At 64.8% G+C, this 14,793-nt stretch carries 12 protein-coding genes; 3 read left to right on the top strand and 9 right to left on the bottom strand.

Features of this window, described 5'->3' with window-relative positions:
- Positions 1 to 35: 35 nt before the first annotated feature.
- The 6 genes from V5F84_RS09855 to V5F84_RS09830 form a co-directional block, all read right to left on the bottom strand.
- On the bottom strand, positions 36 to 1,091 hold the full coding sequence (locus tag V5F84_RS09855; protein ID WP_394042774.1) for a heme-dependent oxidative N-demethylase family protein: 1,056 nt from the start codon (positions 1,089 to 1,091) through the stop codon (positions 36 to 38).
- A 305-nt stretch (positions 1,092 to 1,396) separates the two neighbouring features.
- Positions 1,397 to 2,353 carry a PDR/VanB family oxidoreductase gene (locus V5F84_RS09850; RefSeq protein ID WP_394042775.1) on the bottom strand — a complete coding sequence of 319 codons (957 nt, stop codon included), beginning with the start codon at positions 2,351 to 2,353 and terminating at the stop codon, positions 1,397 to 1,399.
- Positions 2,350 to 2,937, bottom strand: a complete 588-nt coding sequence (locus V5F84_RS09845) for a dimethylamine monooxygenase subunit DmmA family protein (protein WP_394042776.1) — start codon at positions 2,935 to 2,937, stop codon at positions 2,350 to 2,352. The genes V5F84_RS09850 and V5F84_RS09845 overlap by 4 nt, the downstream gene beginning before the upstream one ends.
- Positions 2,938 to 3,145: 208 nt before the next feature.
- A complete protein-coding gene (locus tag V5F84_RS09840; protein WP_394042777.1) occupies positions 3,146 to 5,464 on the bottom strand; it encodes a trimethylamine N-oxide demethylase in 2,319 nt (772 codons plus the stop codon).
- Between the two features lie 5 nt (positions 5,465 to 5,469).
- Positions 5,470 to 6,072 (bottom strand): flavin reductase family protein, encoded by a 603-nt coding sequence (locus V5F84_RS09835; RefSeq protein WP_394042778.1) that lies wholly within the window; start codon positions 6,070 to 6,072, stop codon positions 5,470 to 5,472.
- Positions 6,073 to 6,146: 74 nt separating this feature from the next.
- Positions 6,147 to 7,550: an acyl-CoA dehydrogenase family protein gene (locus V5F84_RS09830; RefSeq protein WP_394042779.1), complete on the bottom strand. Its 1,404-nt coding sequence runs from the start codon at positions 7,548 to 7,550 to the stop codon at positions 6,147 to 6,149.
- Between the two features lie 313 nt (positions 7,551 to 7,863).
- Here V5F84_RS09830 and V5F84_RS09825 point away from each other — a divergent pair, with 313 nt between their 5' ends.
- Positions 7,864 to 8,991, top strand: coding sequence for an aminomethyl transferase family protein (locus tag V5F84_RS09825; protein WP_394042780.1), 1,128 nt, complete (start codon positions 7,864 to 7,866; stop codon positions 8,989 to 8,991).
- 552 nt (positions 8,992 to 9,543) lie between these two features.
- Positions 9,544 to 10,758, top strand: coding sequence for an alpha/beta hydrolase (locus V5F84_RS09820; RefSeq protein WP_394046008.1), 1,215 nt, complete (start codon positions 9,544 to 9,546; stop codon positions 10,756 to 10,758).
- 14 nt (positions 10,759 to 10,772) lie between these two features.
- Here the strand turns inward: V5F84_RS09820 and V5F84_RS09815 are convergent, their stop codons facing one another.
- Both V5F84_RS09815 and V5F84_RS09810 read right to left on the bottom strand, forming a co-directional pair.
- Positions 10,773 to 11,063, bottom strand: a complete 291-nt coding sequence (locus tag V5F84_RS09815) for a hypothetical protein (RefSeq protein WP_394046006.1) — start codon at positions 11,061 to 11,063, stop codon at positions 10,773 to 10,775.
- A 161-nt stretch (positions 11,064 to 11,224) separates the two neighbouring features.
- Positions 11,225 to 12,121 (bottom strand): dienelactone hydrolase family protein, encoded by an 897-nt coding sequence (locus tag V5F84_RS09810; RefSeq protein WP_394046004.1) that lies wholly within the window; start codon positions 12,119 to 12,121, stop codon positions 11,225 to 11,227.
- Between the two features lie 459 nt (positions 12,122 to 12,580).
- Between V5F84_RS09810 and V5F84_RS09805 the strand changes: the two genes are divergently transcribed.
- The gene (locus tag V5F84_RS09805) at positions 12,581 to 13,705 is read left to right on the top strand and encodes a hypothetical protein (RefSeq protein ID WP_394046002.1); all 1,125 of its coding nucleotides are present in this window, start codon (positions 12,581 to 12,583) and stop codon (positions 13,703 to 13,705) included.
- 38 nt (positions 13,706 to 13,743) lie between these two features.
- On the opposite strand, the gene epmA is transcribed toward V5F84_RS09805, so the two are convergent.
- Positions 13,744 to 14,793 carry an EF-P lysine aminoacylase EpmA gene (epmA, locus tag V5F84_RS09800; RefSeq protein WP_394046000.1) on the bottom strand — a complete coding sequence of 350 codons (1,050 nt, stop codon included), beginning with the start codon at positions 14,791 to 14,793 and terminating at the stop codon, positions 13,744 to 13,746.

The following is a 14,793-nucleotide window of genomic DNA, read 5'->3' as shown; positions in this document are numbered from 1 at the left end:
GAGCGTTTCATTGTGTCTGTGAAACAATGAAATGCTCAGAGCGAGGTCAGCTCGCTCTGGATGCCCTTGGAAAGCTCGGCGCCGTCGTCGAGCGTGGCGAGATAGTCCACCGCCAGCTGACGGAACCGCGGCAGGCCCTTGTAGGCCTGGATATCGGGGTGCAGGTCGCGCAGCACGCGGTGCAGCCGCTTGCCCCATTTGGGTACCCGCGCCACCTCCTCCAGGCTCGCCAGATAGCAGCGGATGCCGAACAGGATCGCGTTGGAACGCGGCAGGCGGAACAGGGTCTGCAATTCCACGCGCAGATGCACCTTGTGCCCGACGTTCTCCGGCGTGACGCTGGCCTTGTCCGGCCCCCAGACGGGATAATTCTCCGGCGAGGTATCGAGGCGGGGATTGATGGTCATGGTCCAGTTCAGCCGCCGCACCGGCGCGCCATATTGCAGGCGCAGCAGATATTTCAGCGCCCGGTCGAACACGCCCTTCTCGTGCGCCAGCGGCACCGGGCCGTGCCATTCGTGGAAGCTCATGCCGATGTCGAATTCGAACGACCAGTCGGCCTGGGTGGTGACCATGCCGCCGTCCACATAGAGATTGTCCTCGCGCTGGTCCTGCAGGGTGAAATCGCCCTGGGCCTGGCGGGTGATATATTCGAACGGCGGGCACGGCAGGGTTTCCGCCTTGCCGAAGGTGAAGCTCTGGTGGAGGCCCAGCGGCCGGTTGATCCAGGTCCACAGATCTCCCGCCTTGGTGAGCGAGAAATGCTCGGGGTAATCGGCGGCGAGGCTTTCCATGATGAGTTCGAGCGTGTCCCATTGCGCCGCCATCATGTGCGGCAGCACCTGGCAGCGCTTGGGATCTTCCGCCAGCACCTGCGCGCGCTCGCGGCATTCGGCGACATAATGCTCGTCCACGTCGAACACATGGTCATAGGCCGGGCTCGCGCCGCCCTTCACATGGGGCTCGATGTTCACCGAATACATGTACTGGTCTTCGGGAAACGGGAACGGGAAGTGCAGGATCGCCGCGCTGGAATTGCGATAGGTGAAGTCGCGGCGGAAGGTCTCGTTGGGCTTGAATTGAAGGGTCATGGAACATCCTTCCGGTCACGAAGATCAATGGCGTCTTGCAGCATCAGCGTCCCCCGCCGGAGCATCGGCACGGCGTGAGAAGCGCCCCCTCACCCCAGCCCTCTCCCCCTCGGGGAGAGGGAGCTAGCCGGGCTCACCCCAGAGAGGTGGCCGCTCGGTTTTACCTCTCCCCGACGGGGAGAGGTCGGCCGCGCAGCGGACGGGTGAGGGGGCGGAGCCTTTCCCGACGATCACGCTCGCCAAATGGGCTTCCCCACCCCCCTCCCCACCCCTCCCCCGCAAGCGGGAGAGGGAGTGCCTCGCCGCTAAAAATCCAGCACCACCTCCGCGGTGCGGGCGCGCGAAACGCAGGGCATGATGAATTTCTGCGAGGCCTTCTCCTCCGCCGAAAGGAAGTCGTCGCGATGCTCCACCTCGCCGTCGAGCACGTCGAGCTTGCATTCCCCGCAGGCCCCGCCCCGGCACAGGCAGGGTGCCGCGATGCCCTGCGCCTCGATCGCCTCCAGCAGGGTCTGGTTGTCCGCGACCTGCACCTCGATGCCGGATTTGGCCAGCACCGCCTTGAACGGCAGGCCGCCGGAGGCATCGCCGAAGCTTTCGCGATGGATCTTGCCGGCGGGCCAGCCGAGGGCGGCGGCGCTGGAGACCACCGCATCCATCAGCGCGCGCGGGCCGCAGGTATAGACATGGGTGCCGAGCGGCTGGCGCGCCAAGATCCCCGCGAGATCGAACGCCGCGCGCCCGTTGCCGTGGATGAAGATGTCCTCGCCTGCGGCGTGCGGCGCCAGCAGCTTCTCGAACACCGGCGCCTCGTCCGCCGTGCAGAGCTGGTGCAGCTCGAACCGCGCGCCGCGCGCTTTCAGCGCGGGCACATAGGACAGGAGCGGCGTGATGCCGATGCCGCCCGCGATCAAAAGATGCTTCCGGGCCTTGGCGGCGAGCGGAAACAGATTGGCCGGAACGCCGATCTCGATCACATCGCCGCGCGAAACGCTTTGGTGCAGAAACCGCGAGCCGCCGCGCGACTGGGCCACGTGCCGCACGATGATTTCATAGCGCGCCCGGCTCTCCGGAGGGCAAACCAGGGAATAGGCATTCTTCATCACCCGCCCCTCGGCGCGCAGGGTGACCATGACATGGGCGCCGGCGGAGGGCGTCGGCAGCGGCCCGCCGTGCAAGGGCTCGAAGGCGAAGCGCTTCAGGGTGGGCGACAGCTGCTCGATCTCATGGACCCGGACCGGGATCGGACCTGAGGCGATCATGCGTAAAGCTCCTCCGCGTCAGGAACGTCGCCGGGAACCTCGGCATCCACCTGCACGCCCATGAAGGCCGCGTGCCGGCGCGAGAAATGATCGCGCACGAACAGGCTTGCCCCGCAGCCGGCGCAGGTGAAGATGGAGGTGGTGACGTTTTCACCATAGGTGCGGCAATGCACGCAGAACACGCGCCGCGCCTTGGAACCCGCGTGGGCGAGGCGGATTTCTTGCCGGCTCATGCCGGCGCCATCGGCGATGCGCGCCACATCCCACAGGAACGGCTCGGTGCCGGCGCCGTAGAGCCGCAGCCCCATGGTCTCGCGCGCCAGCCGCTCTTCCAGGGCCGAGAACAGATGGCCGTTGGAGCGGAACGGCCGCACGCTCTCGCCCTGCGGGTCCACCACGGAGACGGGCAAGAGCGCGCTGCGGTTCACCACGGTCCAGGTTTCGCACGCGGTGGGCTCGAACCCCTCGGCCACGGCCTCCGCCGGCAGCACGGACCCTTCCACCACCAGCAGATGGTGCCGGCCCGCCGGGTCCAGTTCCAGCGGGGCGTATCTGGGCCGGCTCTTGATGCCTTGATCGCTCATGATGCCTTCCGGTTCAGTTCACACTGTCGGGCAAGCAGGAAACGGGCCGAGACGCTCGGGCCTGCTTACGCCCGCTTCCCCCTCCCCAGCCCTCCCCCGCAAGCGGGAGAGGGAGCACGCCGGGATTGGGAAACAGGATGCCTCGCACGCCCCATCGCCAATCCCCTCTCCCGCTTGCGGGGGGTCAGGGAGGGGGCATCGCGCCTCCTTAAGCCCGCACCCGCGTCTTCTGCGGGTCGAAATGCGGAAACGGCACGATCTGCGCGGGAATGCGCTTCTGGTGGCCGTCCAGCTTGCCGATCTCGATCGGCCCGCCCGCCTCCGCCGCCGCAATGTCCAGCCGGGCGAGCGCGATATTCTGCTTCAGGATTGGCGACTTGGTGGCGCTGGTGACGACGCCCACCTGGGCGCGGCCGCTATAGATCGGGTCGCCATGGCCGACATCGTCGTTGGAGCCGATGAGCAGCCCCACCATCTTGCGCGCCGGATTGGCCTTGCGGCGCAACAGCGCCTCGCGGCCGACGAAATCTTCGTCCTTATTGGCTACCGCAAAGCCGATGCCGGCCTCGAACGGGTCGGTCTGGTCGCAGAAATCATAACCCGCGAACACCAGTCCGGCCTCCACCCGCAGCATATCCAGCGCCGTGAGGCCGAGCGGGCTCATGCCCTTGGGCGCGCCGGCCTTCCACACCGCATCCCACAGCGCGGTCGCATCCTTGGGATGGCACCAGATCTCGAACCCGAGTTCGCCGGTATAGCCGGTGCGCGAGACGATCAGCGCCGGCCCCTGCGGCCCGCCGAGACGGGCGATGGCGAAGCGGAACCATTTCAGCTCGACGATCGAAGGCTGGACCGGCGAGGTCCAGATGATCTCGGCGAGGATCTCGCGGCTCAGCGGTCCCTGCACGGCGATGTTGTGGAGCTGGTCGGTGGAGGATTTGACGAAGGCTTTCAGGCCCCATTCCGCCGCCTTGTCGCGCAGCCACTTGCCGGTGAATTCCTCGCCGCACACCACGCGGAAATTCGCCGGGCCGAGGCGGAACACCGTGGCATCGTCGATCATCCCGCCGTGCTCGTAGCAGAGCGCGGTATAGACCACCTGCCCGACCGAGAGCTTGCGGATGTCGCGCGTCACCGTGCGCTGGAGCAGCACTTCCGCGTCCGGGCCGGTCACCTCGAACTTGCGCAGGGGCGAGAGGTCCATCACCGCCGCCTTTTCGCGGCACGCCCAATATTCTGCGATCGGCCCCGCGCCGGTGAAGCAGGTGGGCAGCCAGAAGCCGCGATATTCCACGAAATTGCGGGTCTGCTCGGCGATCCTCGGGTGGAAGGCGCTCTCCCGCGTCAGGCGCGGCTCGGCTTCGGGGCTCATGCGGAACGCGGTTCCTTTGGAGATGGGGGTGCCGCCGTCATAGACGCGCACATGGATGTCGGTCGGGTGCCAGGCGTTGGCGGAATCGATGTCGTCGGCGCACGAGGAGGAGGCGCAGACGAGGTCGGTCATGGCCCGCAGCAGCACATAATCGCCGGGGCGCGACCAGGGCTCGTCCATGGTCAGGGCGTTGGAGCTTTCAACGCAGGTATTGAAGAAGAAGTTGATCGCCGGCCAGCCGCGCTTTTCCTTGATGCCGTACGGCTTCAGGACGAGGTTGAAATTGTCCGAGCAATTGTCGTGGCCGGGATAGCCCATGTCCTCGTAATATTTGGCGGAGCAGGCGAGCGCGAAGGTGTCGTGCCGCCCCACCGTGTCGCGCACCACTTCCACCAGCGGCATCTGGCGCTCGTCGAAATATTTCGAATGCAGGCCGGGGCCGGGAAAAGCAGAGCCCATGAGCGTGCGCGTGGTGGTGGAATCGAGGCCGTATTCCAGCCCCTCCTCGTCCAGCGCCTTGGCGTCGAAGGCGAGGAAGTCGGAACATTGCCGGCCTTCCACGTCGATGATCTGGATGTAGTCGCCGGCCTTCACGCAATAGGCCTTGGCGCGGGCGGCGGGAATGCGCAGGTCCAGCACCACCTCGCCCAGCGGCGGCGGCAGTTCGGGCAGGGAGCCGGCGACGCGGGAGACCTCCACCTTCAATTCGGTCGGCGGGCTCTGCTCGTCCGGCGCCATCGGCGGGCCGCCGGCGGCGATCACCACCAGCAGGTCGTTGAGCGCGGTGAGGCGCGCCTGGGTGCCCGGGACATCGCTCTCGGCCAGCAGGAGGCGGGCGGGCGTCTGGGTGTCGATGCCGCGCTGCGCCAGCAGGCGGGCGACCTCCGCCCCGCCCTCCCCGGCCAGGCGCGCTGAGAGCGGCGCGCCGCGCGGCGCCGCATCGAGCCCCAGCGCCGGCGCGGCATCCGCACCGGCGGCGTCGAAGGCGAAGATGTCGGCGGCCTGGAGGCCCTCGGGATCGGTGATGCGGATGTCATCGCCCGCCTTCAGGGCGAAGGCGGCGCAGCCGCCGCCCGGCACCACGCGGCGCTCGGCGGGCGAGCGGGGCGCGGCGGGCGGACCGGATGACTGGGCAGGCGCGGTGCGGGCATCCATGGGCTTCAGTCCGGATCGGTGAGCGAGCGATAGCGCCCGCGGTAATAGATGAGCGGGGCGCCCTCGCCCTCGGCATGGAAATGCACCACGCGGCCGACGAAGATCTCATGGTCCCCGCCGTCGTAATGGGCATAGGCGGCGCATTCGAAGGCGGCATGGGCCGGGCGCAGCAAAGGCGCACCCGAATGGCCCTCGTGGAGCTGGAGATTGGCGAACTTGTCGCCGCCGCCGCGCGCGAAGCGGTTGGACAGCTCCTCCTGCCCCTCCAGCAGCACGTTGACCGTGAAGAATTCAAGCTTCTCCAGCCGCGCCAGCGAATGCAGCGAGCGGGCCATGGAGAACAGGATCAGCGGCGGATCGAGCGAGACGGAGGAGAAGGAATTCACCGTCACGCCCAGCGGCCCCTCCTCGTCGCGGCCCAGCACCACGGCGATGCCGGTTGCGAACCGGCCGAGCACATTGCGCAGTTCGCGCGGGTCGAAGCGGGCGTCGAGATCGATGCGGGTCATGCGGTGAAGGCGCTCCTCGTTCCCGCGTTCGCCGGCGACGGCAAGGCCGCCGGCGCCGTGCGGAACGCCCGATGCCGGGAAGGTGACGGAAGCCGGCATGGGGGACAAGCCTTGTCCCCCATGTTGCGCGGCCGGACCCCGCAGGCCCGCGTCCGGCGGCATGGCGGCGGCGCTCACGCCACCTTGGCCGGCTGAAGCTCGGCGAGGAGCTTCTCGGCGAAGGCGCGCTTCTGCGCGTCGTCCATCTTCTTCACTTCATTGTTGAGCATCCGCTGGTTGATGGACTTGTTCCAGTAATCCAGGCTCTCGAAGCCGAGCAGCGAGGCCTTGCCGACGAACTGGCGCAGCACTTCGTTGGTGGGGCCCATCACCCAGCCGGCCTTGCCGTCGCGCAGGTAGCGCTCGATCTGGAGCGCGGGGCGATAGCCCGTGCCGCCGCAGGCATGCAGCATCTTGTCGGTGACATGGGTCACGTTCTTGGCGGATTCGAACTTCACCTGCCACAGCCAGTGCAGCAGCGCCGAGCGCGGCAGAACGTCGAGATCCTTGTGGATCGACCAGTCGCAATTGTTGGTCACGCTGTCGAGCGCCTGGGCCATCTGGAAGACGAAGGCGCGGCACGCATTGGTGTCCATGATCGCTTCGCCGACATAATCCTGGATGGTCGGATAATCGGCGACGCGCATGCCCACGTCATTGTGGGTCTTGCGGGTGGTGTGGCGCTTGGCGATGTCGATCACCGCCATGGAGATGCCGTTCCAGCAGGCGGACGAGCAGACGAGGAAGAACGGGTCCACCACTTCGTCGTTGGATTTTGCGCCGTCGCCGATGGGGCCGACCATGGCGTCCTTGGCGATGACGACGCCTTCCACCTGGATCGGGCCGGACTGGTTGCCGCGCAGGCCGAGGCCGTCCCATTCGGACGGGTTGGCCTGCACGTCGTCCTTGAGCACGAGGAAGCAGGAGAGATCGGAATAATCGCCCGAGAAGCCGGGGCTGGTGGTCTGGAGGATGTACCAGTCGGCGAAGCCGCCAGAGGTGGTCCAGGAGGCCTTCTTGGTGATCTTCCAGCCGTCGCCATAGGCTTCCGCCTTGGAGGAGATGGGATACCAGAAGTGCGAGCCGGTTTCGGGGTCGGAGAACGAAAGCGTGCCGATCAGGACGTCGGCATCGAGGCGCTTGAGGATGTCGGTGAGGCGGGCGTTTTCATGATGGCGCAGCAATGCGGCGGCGACCGCGCCGAGATGCATGGTGTAGCACATGGCGGTGGAGGGGCAGCCGTAGCGGGCGATGGTTTCCACCACCATGGCCGCGCACACATGGCTTTCGGCGAGGCCGCCGAGCGCCTTGGGCACCGTCAGGCCCAGCAGGCCGAGGCTGGCCAGCGCCTCGAAATTCTTGCGCGGATAGACATAGTCCGCGTCACTCTCCACCGCATTGGCGCGCAGCGTGGTCTCGCACAAGGCGATGAGCTTGGCCTGCAATTCCTTCTGGGCGGGGGTGAGAAGCCATTGCGGGTCCCACTCGAACCCGAGGCCCCAGAATTCCTCCTGGCCCCACATTTTGACTTGCGACATGACGCTTGCTCCGAACGCCCGGCGCTTCAGCACGCGAGCGGTGAATGTCCCCGGCGTAGCTGTTCCCCTCAGTGAACTTTTTTGCCGCCGTAGAAACAGATTGCCAAATGCACGGTCGGACGCAAGAACCAAAAGCAGGCACGTAAACGCCTGCATTTTAGGCAAAATATTCAAAAGCAACGGCTTAGCGTTTTTACATCGCCCTCATATTAGGCAGCTTAGCCAAAAGATTTCTTCTCAGGAAAAGTAATTGACAGAAAATCCCCCTCGCACAAGGATGGCGCGCCTTGCAGAGCCTGAGGGGACGCAAAGAATGAGCCCGACGCAGTTGCGCCAGTCGATCCTGAACGAGCGCCACCGCGCGCTCGGATCGAAGCTGGAAGAATCCTGGAACGACACCGCTTTGCCCCAGCATTACGCCACCGATCCCTATGAGGAGACGACGGCGGTGCGCACCCGCGCCGGCCTCATCGACGTGTCGGCGCTGAAGATCGTCAATGTCTCGGGTCCCGACGCCACCGCCTTCCTCAACCGCCTTGTCACCTCCGACGTTGCAAAGATCGCGCCCGGCCGCTCCATGATCTCCTCCATGGTGGGGGAGGACGGCGGGCTGATCGACGACGTGCTGATCTATTGCGACAGCCCCACCGCCTATCGCCTCTCCCACGGCGGGGGCGCCACCGAGGAGGTGCTGCCGCTGCTGACCGAGGGACTGGATGTCACCTACGCGCGCGACGACGACGTGCATATCCTCTCCCTGCAAGGGCCGAAGGCGCTTCAGATCCTCCAGCCGGACACGCCGCTGGACGTGGCCGCCATCCCCTATTTCGGCCACGCGCCGACCACCCTCTACGGCATCGAGGTCTCGATCGCGCGCGGCGGCTATTCCGGCGAGCGCGGCTATGAGGTGTTCGTGAAGGCCAAGGACGCGGTCGCGGTGTGGGACAAGATCCTGGAAGCCGGCAAGCCGTTCGGCATTATGCCGGTGTCGTGGGATTGCCTGGACATCGGCCGCGTGGAAGCCGGCCTGCTGTTCTTCCCGTTCGACATGCCCCACAAGGACACGACCCCCTGGGAAGTGCTGATGGACTGGACGGTGGACCTCTCCAAGCCGGATTTTCGCGGCAAGGACGCCCTCATCCGCCGCAAGGGCACCGAGCGCACCCACCAGGCGGGCCTCGAAGTTCTGCATTCCGCCGCCATCACGCCCGGCGCCAAGATCTTCAAGGACGGGCAGGAGGTGGGCACGGTGAATTCCACCGTGTTCAGCCAGCATCTCATGAAGTCGCTGGCCATGGTCTCGCTCGTGCCCAGCCTCACCGCGCTCGGCACCGCAGTGACCGTGGTGGATGACGGCAAGAGCTATGAGGCGAACGTGGTGCGCACGCCGTTCTACGATCCGCTGCGCCTGCGCACCCATCCGCTCGACGAGCGCGGCTGAGCCGCGCGGCTGCCCCCTCACCCGTCCGCTGCGCGGCCGACCTCTCCTCGACGGGGAGAGGTGATCTCCTCTAAAACCCCGCTTCGTCCCCGGAACGACGATCCAGGCCCGATCTCCCCCTCTCCCCCACGGGGAGAGGGCCGGGGTGAGGGGGAGGCCCCGCAAACACGCCTGGCCCGGTACACCCGCCGGTTCCCGTTAAGCATCCCTATGCGGCTAAGAAATGCCAATCGCCGTCCGGCCGGCGCTGCGGCTGCCCCTCACCCGTCCGCTGCGCGGCCGACCTCTCCCCCACGGGGAGAGGTGATCTCCCCGCCTCGTCCCCGGAACGACGATCCAGGCCCGATCTCCCCCTCTCCCCCACGGGGAGAGGGCAGGGGTGAGGGGGAGGTCCCGCAAACACGCCTGGCCCGGTACACCCGCCGGTTCCCGTTAAGCATCCCTATGCGGCTAAGAAATGCCAATCGCCGTCCGGCCGGCGCTTCTGCTATGCTCAAGCGTCGGAGCGACGGGGATCGAGGCGGACGTTCAGTGATTTTCATATCCAGGCAGATGTCACGAGGCGCCGGCTGCGCCGCCATTGTGCAGACCAAGCGTGCGCCCCTCCTCTCCGCCCTGCCCTTTCTCGCCCTCCTGCTCGCCGCCGCGCCCCTGCTTTCCGCCTGCGCCGATCGTCCGGGCGCCGATGTGCTGACGCCGGGCCTCGCCGAGGCGCCGGGCGCCAAGCCGCATACCGTCCTCGTCGCCACCACCCGCGCCCGCGACGTGCGCCCCGGCACGCTGTTCAACGGCGAGCGCGGACAGGGACTGGATTTCGCCACCGTCACCCTCAGCGTGCCGCCCTCGCACCAGCCCGGCGGCATCGAATGGCCCAAGCAGCCGCCCGGCAATCCGGCCACCGATTTCGTCGTGCATGAAGCTGTCTATCGCGACACCGACCAGGATTTCGTGCGCGACCTCAATGCCCAGCTCGCCCTGCTGCCGGCCGGCAGCCGCAATGTGCTGGTGTTCGTGCACGGCTACAACACCATGTTCTCGGAGGCGCTCTACCGCCTGACCCAGATGGCCCATGATTCCGACGTGCCGGGCGTGCCGGTGCTGTTCAGCTGGGCCTCGCGCGGCAAGACCGAGGATTATGTCTACGACAACAACAGCGCCACCGCCGCGCGGGATAATCTGGAGCGCACGCTCTCCCTGGTGGCCTCCAGCAAGGCGGAGAAGATCACCATCATGGCCCATTCCATGGGCAATTGGGTGACCGTGGAGGCCCTGCGCCAGATGAAGATCGGCGGCAAGGGCCTGCCGCCGAATCGCATCGGCAATGTCATCCTTGCCGCGCCCGACATCGACGTGGACGTGTTCAAGTCGCAGCTGAAGCGCTTCGGCAAACCGGAAAAGCCCTTCATCGTCATCGTCTCGCGCGACGACAAGGCGCTCGGCTTCTCCGATTTCCTGGCCGGCGGCAAGGTGCGGCTCGGCAATTACACCAATGACGAGGAATTGGTGGCCCTCGGCGCGGTGGTCATCGACATGACCAATGTGAAGGCCATGGACCCCATGAACCACGGCAAGTTCGCCCAGCTGGCGCAGCTCGCCCCCACCCTGCGCGGCCAGCTCGCCGCCCATGGCGCATTGGTCGGCGCCAAGCCGGACACGATCGAGCTGGACGGCATCCAGATTTCCGGCGTCAACCAGAATATCGGCCTGCTGCCCGCCGCGGTCACGGCACCGGCCGCGCCGCAAATGCCCGTTGTGCCGGTGCGATAGACGGCCCGGCTCCGTCAGGCCTGCGGCGCACCCGCCTGCGGTCCGCCTGCCTGCGGTTCACCCGCCTGCGGGAGGATGGTGAGCTTCTTCACCGTCAGCTCGTCGATGGTGAGCGAGCGGATGCGCGCCCGCTTGATGGCGAGCCGGCCGATGGCCAGCGCCCCGATGGCGAGCGCGCCCACCGCCAGAGCCCCGAGGGCAAGCGCGCCCAGCGAGGCGGTGCCCACGGCGGAGGCACCGATCGCGGAAGCGCCCAGGGCCGTAGCCGGGGCGCGGGATAAGGATCGATCGGAACGGCGCGGCATGAGGGCTCTCCCGGGTTTGGCGCGGGCAACCCTGGCGCCCGCGCCCGTCTCTGCGCTCAGCTTAGAGGCCGCCCCGGCATTTGGAAGGCGGGCCGCACGGCGCCCGCCCGGCCCTGGGACAGATGCGCCCGGCCAGAGGCCGGGCACGGGCGAGGCCGCCCTCAGGCGACGCCGTATTGCTTGAACCAGGCGAGCATGCGCTTCCAGCCGTCCTCGGCCGCGTCCTTGCGATAGCTCGGGCGGTAGTCGGCATGGAAGGCGTGGGGCGTATCGGGATAGAGCACGATCTCCACCGTCTTGCCGGCGGCCCGCGCCGTGTCGCGCTGCTTTTCCACGTCGGCGACCGGAATGCCGGTATCGGCGGCGCCATAAAGGCCGAGCACGGGGGCCTTGAGATCGGCGGCGACATCGCCGGCCGTCTTGGGCTGGATGTCGGTGCGCGCGCCGCCGATGGGGCCGTACCAAGCGACGGCCGCCTTCAGCTTGGGATTATGCGCCGCATAGAGCCACACCGAGCGCCCGCCGCGGCAGAAGCCGGTGATGCCGAGCCGGTTTTCGTCCGCCTTGGAGCTTTTCACCGCCCAGGCCACGGCCGCGTCGAGATCGGAGAGCATTTCCGCGTCGGGCTTCTTGGAGATAACGTCGCGGACGATCTGCTGGATGTCGGTCATGCCCGTGAGATCGCCCTGGCGGGCATAAAGCTCGGGCGCCACCGCGCAATAGCCCTGCTTGGCGAGGCGGCGGCAGATGTCCTTGATATATTCGTGGACGCCGAAAATCTCCTCCACCACGATCACCAGGGGGAACGGGCCGTTGCCCTCGGGCATGGCGCGATAGCCGGGCATGTCGCCATCGGCGGTGGGGATCTTCACTTCCCCGGCGACGAGGCCGGCGCCATCGGTGTGGATGGCCTGCGCCTGCACCGAGGTGGTGGCGAGGGTGAAGCCGGCGATCAGGCCTGTCATGACGAAGCCGCGCCGGGACAGGGGTTCGCGCACCAATCCCTCGAGCCCTTCGAGGGCGGGATCGGCGGCGGGCGCGATGGGCGTGGAATCCATGGCGATCTCCTCATTCACGCCGCCGGCAGCAGCGGCCCCCGTCCTGTGCCACGGGACGCGGCCGGGAGGTAGGGGGGAAGGTTTTGGATTACCGGAAGCGGCGAACACCTGCGCGTGATCGGGGGGTGGGCGTTCGCCGGCCGAGAGGAAGGGAGGAAGGGGGCTGGCTTAAGACCAAAGGCCGATCGTGGGTATAAGCTTTCGAAGCAAACCTGAACTAGACGGCAACCGGTCATTTGTGGCACAGTTAATAATGAAGAAAATATATTTCTCTTTGCCTTATATCTACGACAGATCACCGCTGCTTTCATCGATGGTTCTCCGGAATCGCAAGAATGAGAGGCATTGCTGAAATGCCATCTGTGAATCGCTAAAGTCTGATTCGGAGCAGTCAAATTCTAAATTCGCCGGACTAGTAAAATCTAACTCCGATCTAATCCCATATAACTAGGTAATCAGATGGAAATTATCAAAAAGAATACTCTCGAAAATGCACCAAAATACAAAGAAGCAGAGATCCGGTTTCATATTATTGATCCGATACTCAGACATTTAGGCTATCCCGACAGCGAAGATGTCTATCTTTTTTTAGAAGAGAAACTTGAATACCCCTATTTTCATATTGGCGGGAGATCCCCTAAAAAGGATCTACCTCTTGGCTTTCCCGATTATCGGGCCGGCTTGAAAGGCGCTCGCGGTAGCTTCATTGTCGAAGCCAAAGCTGGCCGAGTGCCAATAACAAAACTAGAGGTGGAACAGGCTCACTCGTACGCTTCCCACGCCCAAGTGGGAGCAAATTTCTTCATATTATGCAATGGAATAGAAATAAAAATCTACGGAACCCTTTCAGGGCCGAATGCGGACCCAATAACATCTATTGCGATTTCCAAAATTAACGACAAATTTCATGAGTTAGAAAATATTTTGTCCCCCAAATCACTCGAAAAAAATTGCGCGATCAGATTCGATAAAAAATTGAAACTCTGCGACGGACTAAGCTCTTCAGCCCGCTTACGATCTGGTCAATACAATTTATCGGATTATTACTATACAATATATTTGAATGACGAAAAAATAACCGATGAAATGATATCGCTCATTCCAGAATTTTCTACAATGACTCAACAATTAGACCTTCTTAAGACTCACTTTGATTTACAGGTTACAGATGGAAATATTGAACGTATGGAAGATGGGCGCATTGTCGCCGACATGTATTTTAGAGGTGTTACAAAAGAAAATGATGCTGCCATGAAAATGATGGGGATTGATCATGCATTTTTTGCAACGGCTGACGAATTTTTATCGAAAAATGAAACAAACCCGACAATTTTTGAATCGACTAAGGACTTTTCCGTATCCAAAGGAGCAATGATGCCCCGAACGTTGTTCGGCGGACTTACGGAGGCGGAATGCGATCTATCAGGCGACCTTTTTATAAAGGCCGCAATGTCTTTTGACGGAAGATCGATAAGTGGAAAATATTTAGCACTGGCACAATACAATGCCAAATTAAATATTTATCAAAAATTAAAACTTGAAACAGAATTTTTCGGGAAATTTAATTTGATACTCGATCATTAAATTGACAGGTTATGTTCATTGTATTCCCTCCTCCCCCCTCAAACCTCCACCGGCGCCCACAGCACATCGTCCACGCTGCGCGCGCCGCTCGCCAGCATCGCCAGGCGGTCCAGCCCCAGGGCGCAGCCGCTGGCGGGGGGCATGAGGGCGAGGGCGGCCAAAAAACCTTCGTCCAGGGGATAGCGCTCGCCATAGAGGCGGGCCTTTTCCGCCATCTCCACCTCGAAGCGCCGGCGCTGCTCGTGCGGGTCGGTCAGTTCGCCGAAGGCATTGGCCAGTTCCACCCCGCAGGCATAAAGCTCGAACCGCTCGGCGACGCGCGGGTCGGCGGGCTTCGGCCGGGCCAGCGCCGCCTCGCTGGTGGGGTATTCGCACAAAAGCGTCGCCCGCCCCCGGCCAAGATGGGGCTCGACGCGCTCCACCAGCACCTTGGAGAAGATGTCCGCCCAGGTGTCGTCCTCCGCCACCCGCACCCCGGCCGCGCGCGCCGCCTGCGCCAGGGGGGCCGCCTGCGGCTCCTGCCCCGGCGCCGCCAGCAAGGGCGAAAGGGCGATGCCGGCATGGCGGGCGAACGCCTCCACCAGAGTGAGCCGCTCGGGCGGCGCGAACGGGTCGCACTCCTGTCCGCGCCAGGAAAAGCGCGCGACGCCCCCCGCCCGCGCCGCGAGCGCCAGGAGCGCGGCGCAATCCTCCATCAGGGTTTCATAGGGTTCCCCCGCCCGATACCATTCCAGCATGGTGAATTCGGGATGGTGGGTGGCCCCCCGCTCGCGATCGCGAAACACGCGCGCCAGTTCGAAGATGCGCGTCTCCCCCGCCGCCAGCAGCTTCTTGGCCGTGAACTCGGGCGAGGTGCGCAGGAAAAGAGGCGTCAACGCTCCATCCGGCGCGCGCCAAGTGGTTGAAAACGCGTGCAGATGCGCCTCGTTGCCGGGCGAGATCTGGAGGATGGGGGTCTCCACCTCCGTGAAGCCCTCGGCCTCGAAATGGGCGCGGATCGCCTTCGTGATGCGGCCACGGGCGGCGAGGAAGGGGCGCCGATCCTGGTGGCGATCCGGGCTCCACCAGGGGGAGGACGGGGCGCTCAA

Origin of the sequence: Roseixanthobacter liquoris (assembly GCF_043195135.2) — a bacterium.
Lineage (GTDB): Bacteria > Pseudomonadota > Alphaproteobacteria > Rhizobiales > Xanthobacteraceae > NCEH01.
The sequence above is the reverse complement of the archived record's forward strand: the minus strand, read 5'-3'. Positions and strand labels throughout refer to the sequence as shown.

What these genes read in the sequence shown, in the direction of transcription:
- V5F84_RS09850 (WP_394042775.1), bottom strand. Translation starts at nt 2,353, where the DNA reads ATGATCGCCTCAGGTCCGATCCCGGTCCGGGTCCATGAGATCGAGCAG.
- V5F84_RS09820 (WP_394046008.1), top strand. Translation starts at nt 9,544, where the DNA reads ATGTCACGAGGCGCCGGCTGCGCCGCCATTGTGCAGACCAAGCGTGCG.
- V5F84_RS09830 (WP_394042779.1), bottom strand. Translation starts at nt 7,550, where the DNA reads ATGTCGCAAGTCAAAATGTGGGGCCAGGAGGAATTCTGGGGCCTCGGG.
- V5F84_RS09810 (WP_394046004.1), bottom strand. Translation starts at nt 12,121, where the DNA reads ATGGATTCCACGCCCATCGCGCCCGCCGCCGATCCCGCCCTCGAAGGG.
- V5F84_RS09840 (WP_394042777.1), bottom strand. Translation starts at nt 5,464, where the DNA reads ATGGATGCCCGCACCGCGCCTGCCCAGTCATCCGGTCCGCCCGCCGCG.
- V5F84_RS09815 (WP_394046006.1), bottom strand. Translation starts at nt 11,063, where the DNA reads ATGCCGCGCCGTTCCGATCGATCCTTATCCCGCGCCCCGGCTACGGCC.
- V5F84_RS09835 (WP_394042778.1), bottom strand. Translation starts at nt 6,072, where the DNA reads ATGCCGGCTTCCGTCACCTTCCCGGCATCGGGCGTTCCGCACGGCGCC.
- V5F84_RS09805 (WP_394046002.1), top strand. Translation starts at nt 12,581, where the DNA reads ATGGAAATTATCAAAAAGAATACTCTCGAAAATGCACCAAAATACAAA.
- V5F84_RS09825 (WP_394042780.1), top strand. Translation starts at nt 7,864, where the DNA reads ATGAGCCCGACGCAGTTGCGCCAGTCGATCCTGAACGAGCGCCACCGC.
- V5F84_RS09855 (WP_394042774.1), bottom strand. Translation starts at nt 1,091, where the DNA reads ATGACCCTTCAATTCAAGCCCAACGAGACCTTCCGCCGCGACTTCACC.
- V5F84_RS09845 (WP_394042776.1), bottom strand. Translation starts at nt 2,937, where the DNA reads ATGAGCGATCAAGGCATCAAGAGCCGGCCCAGATACGCCCCGCTGGAA.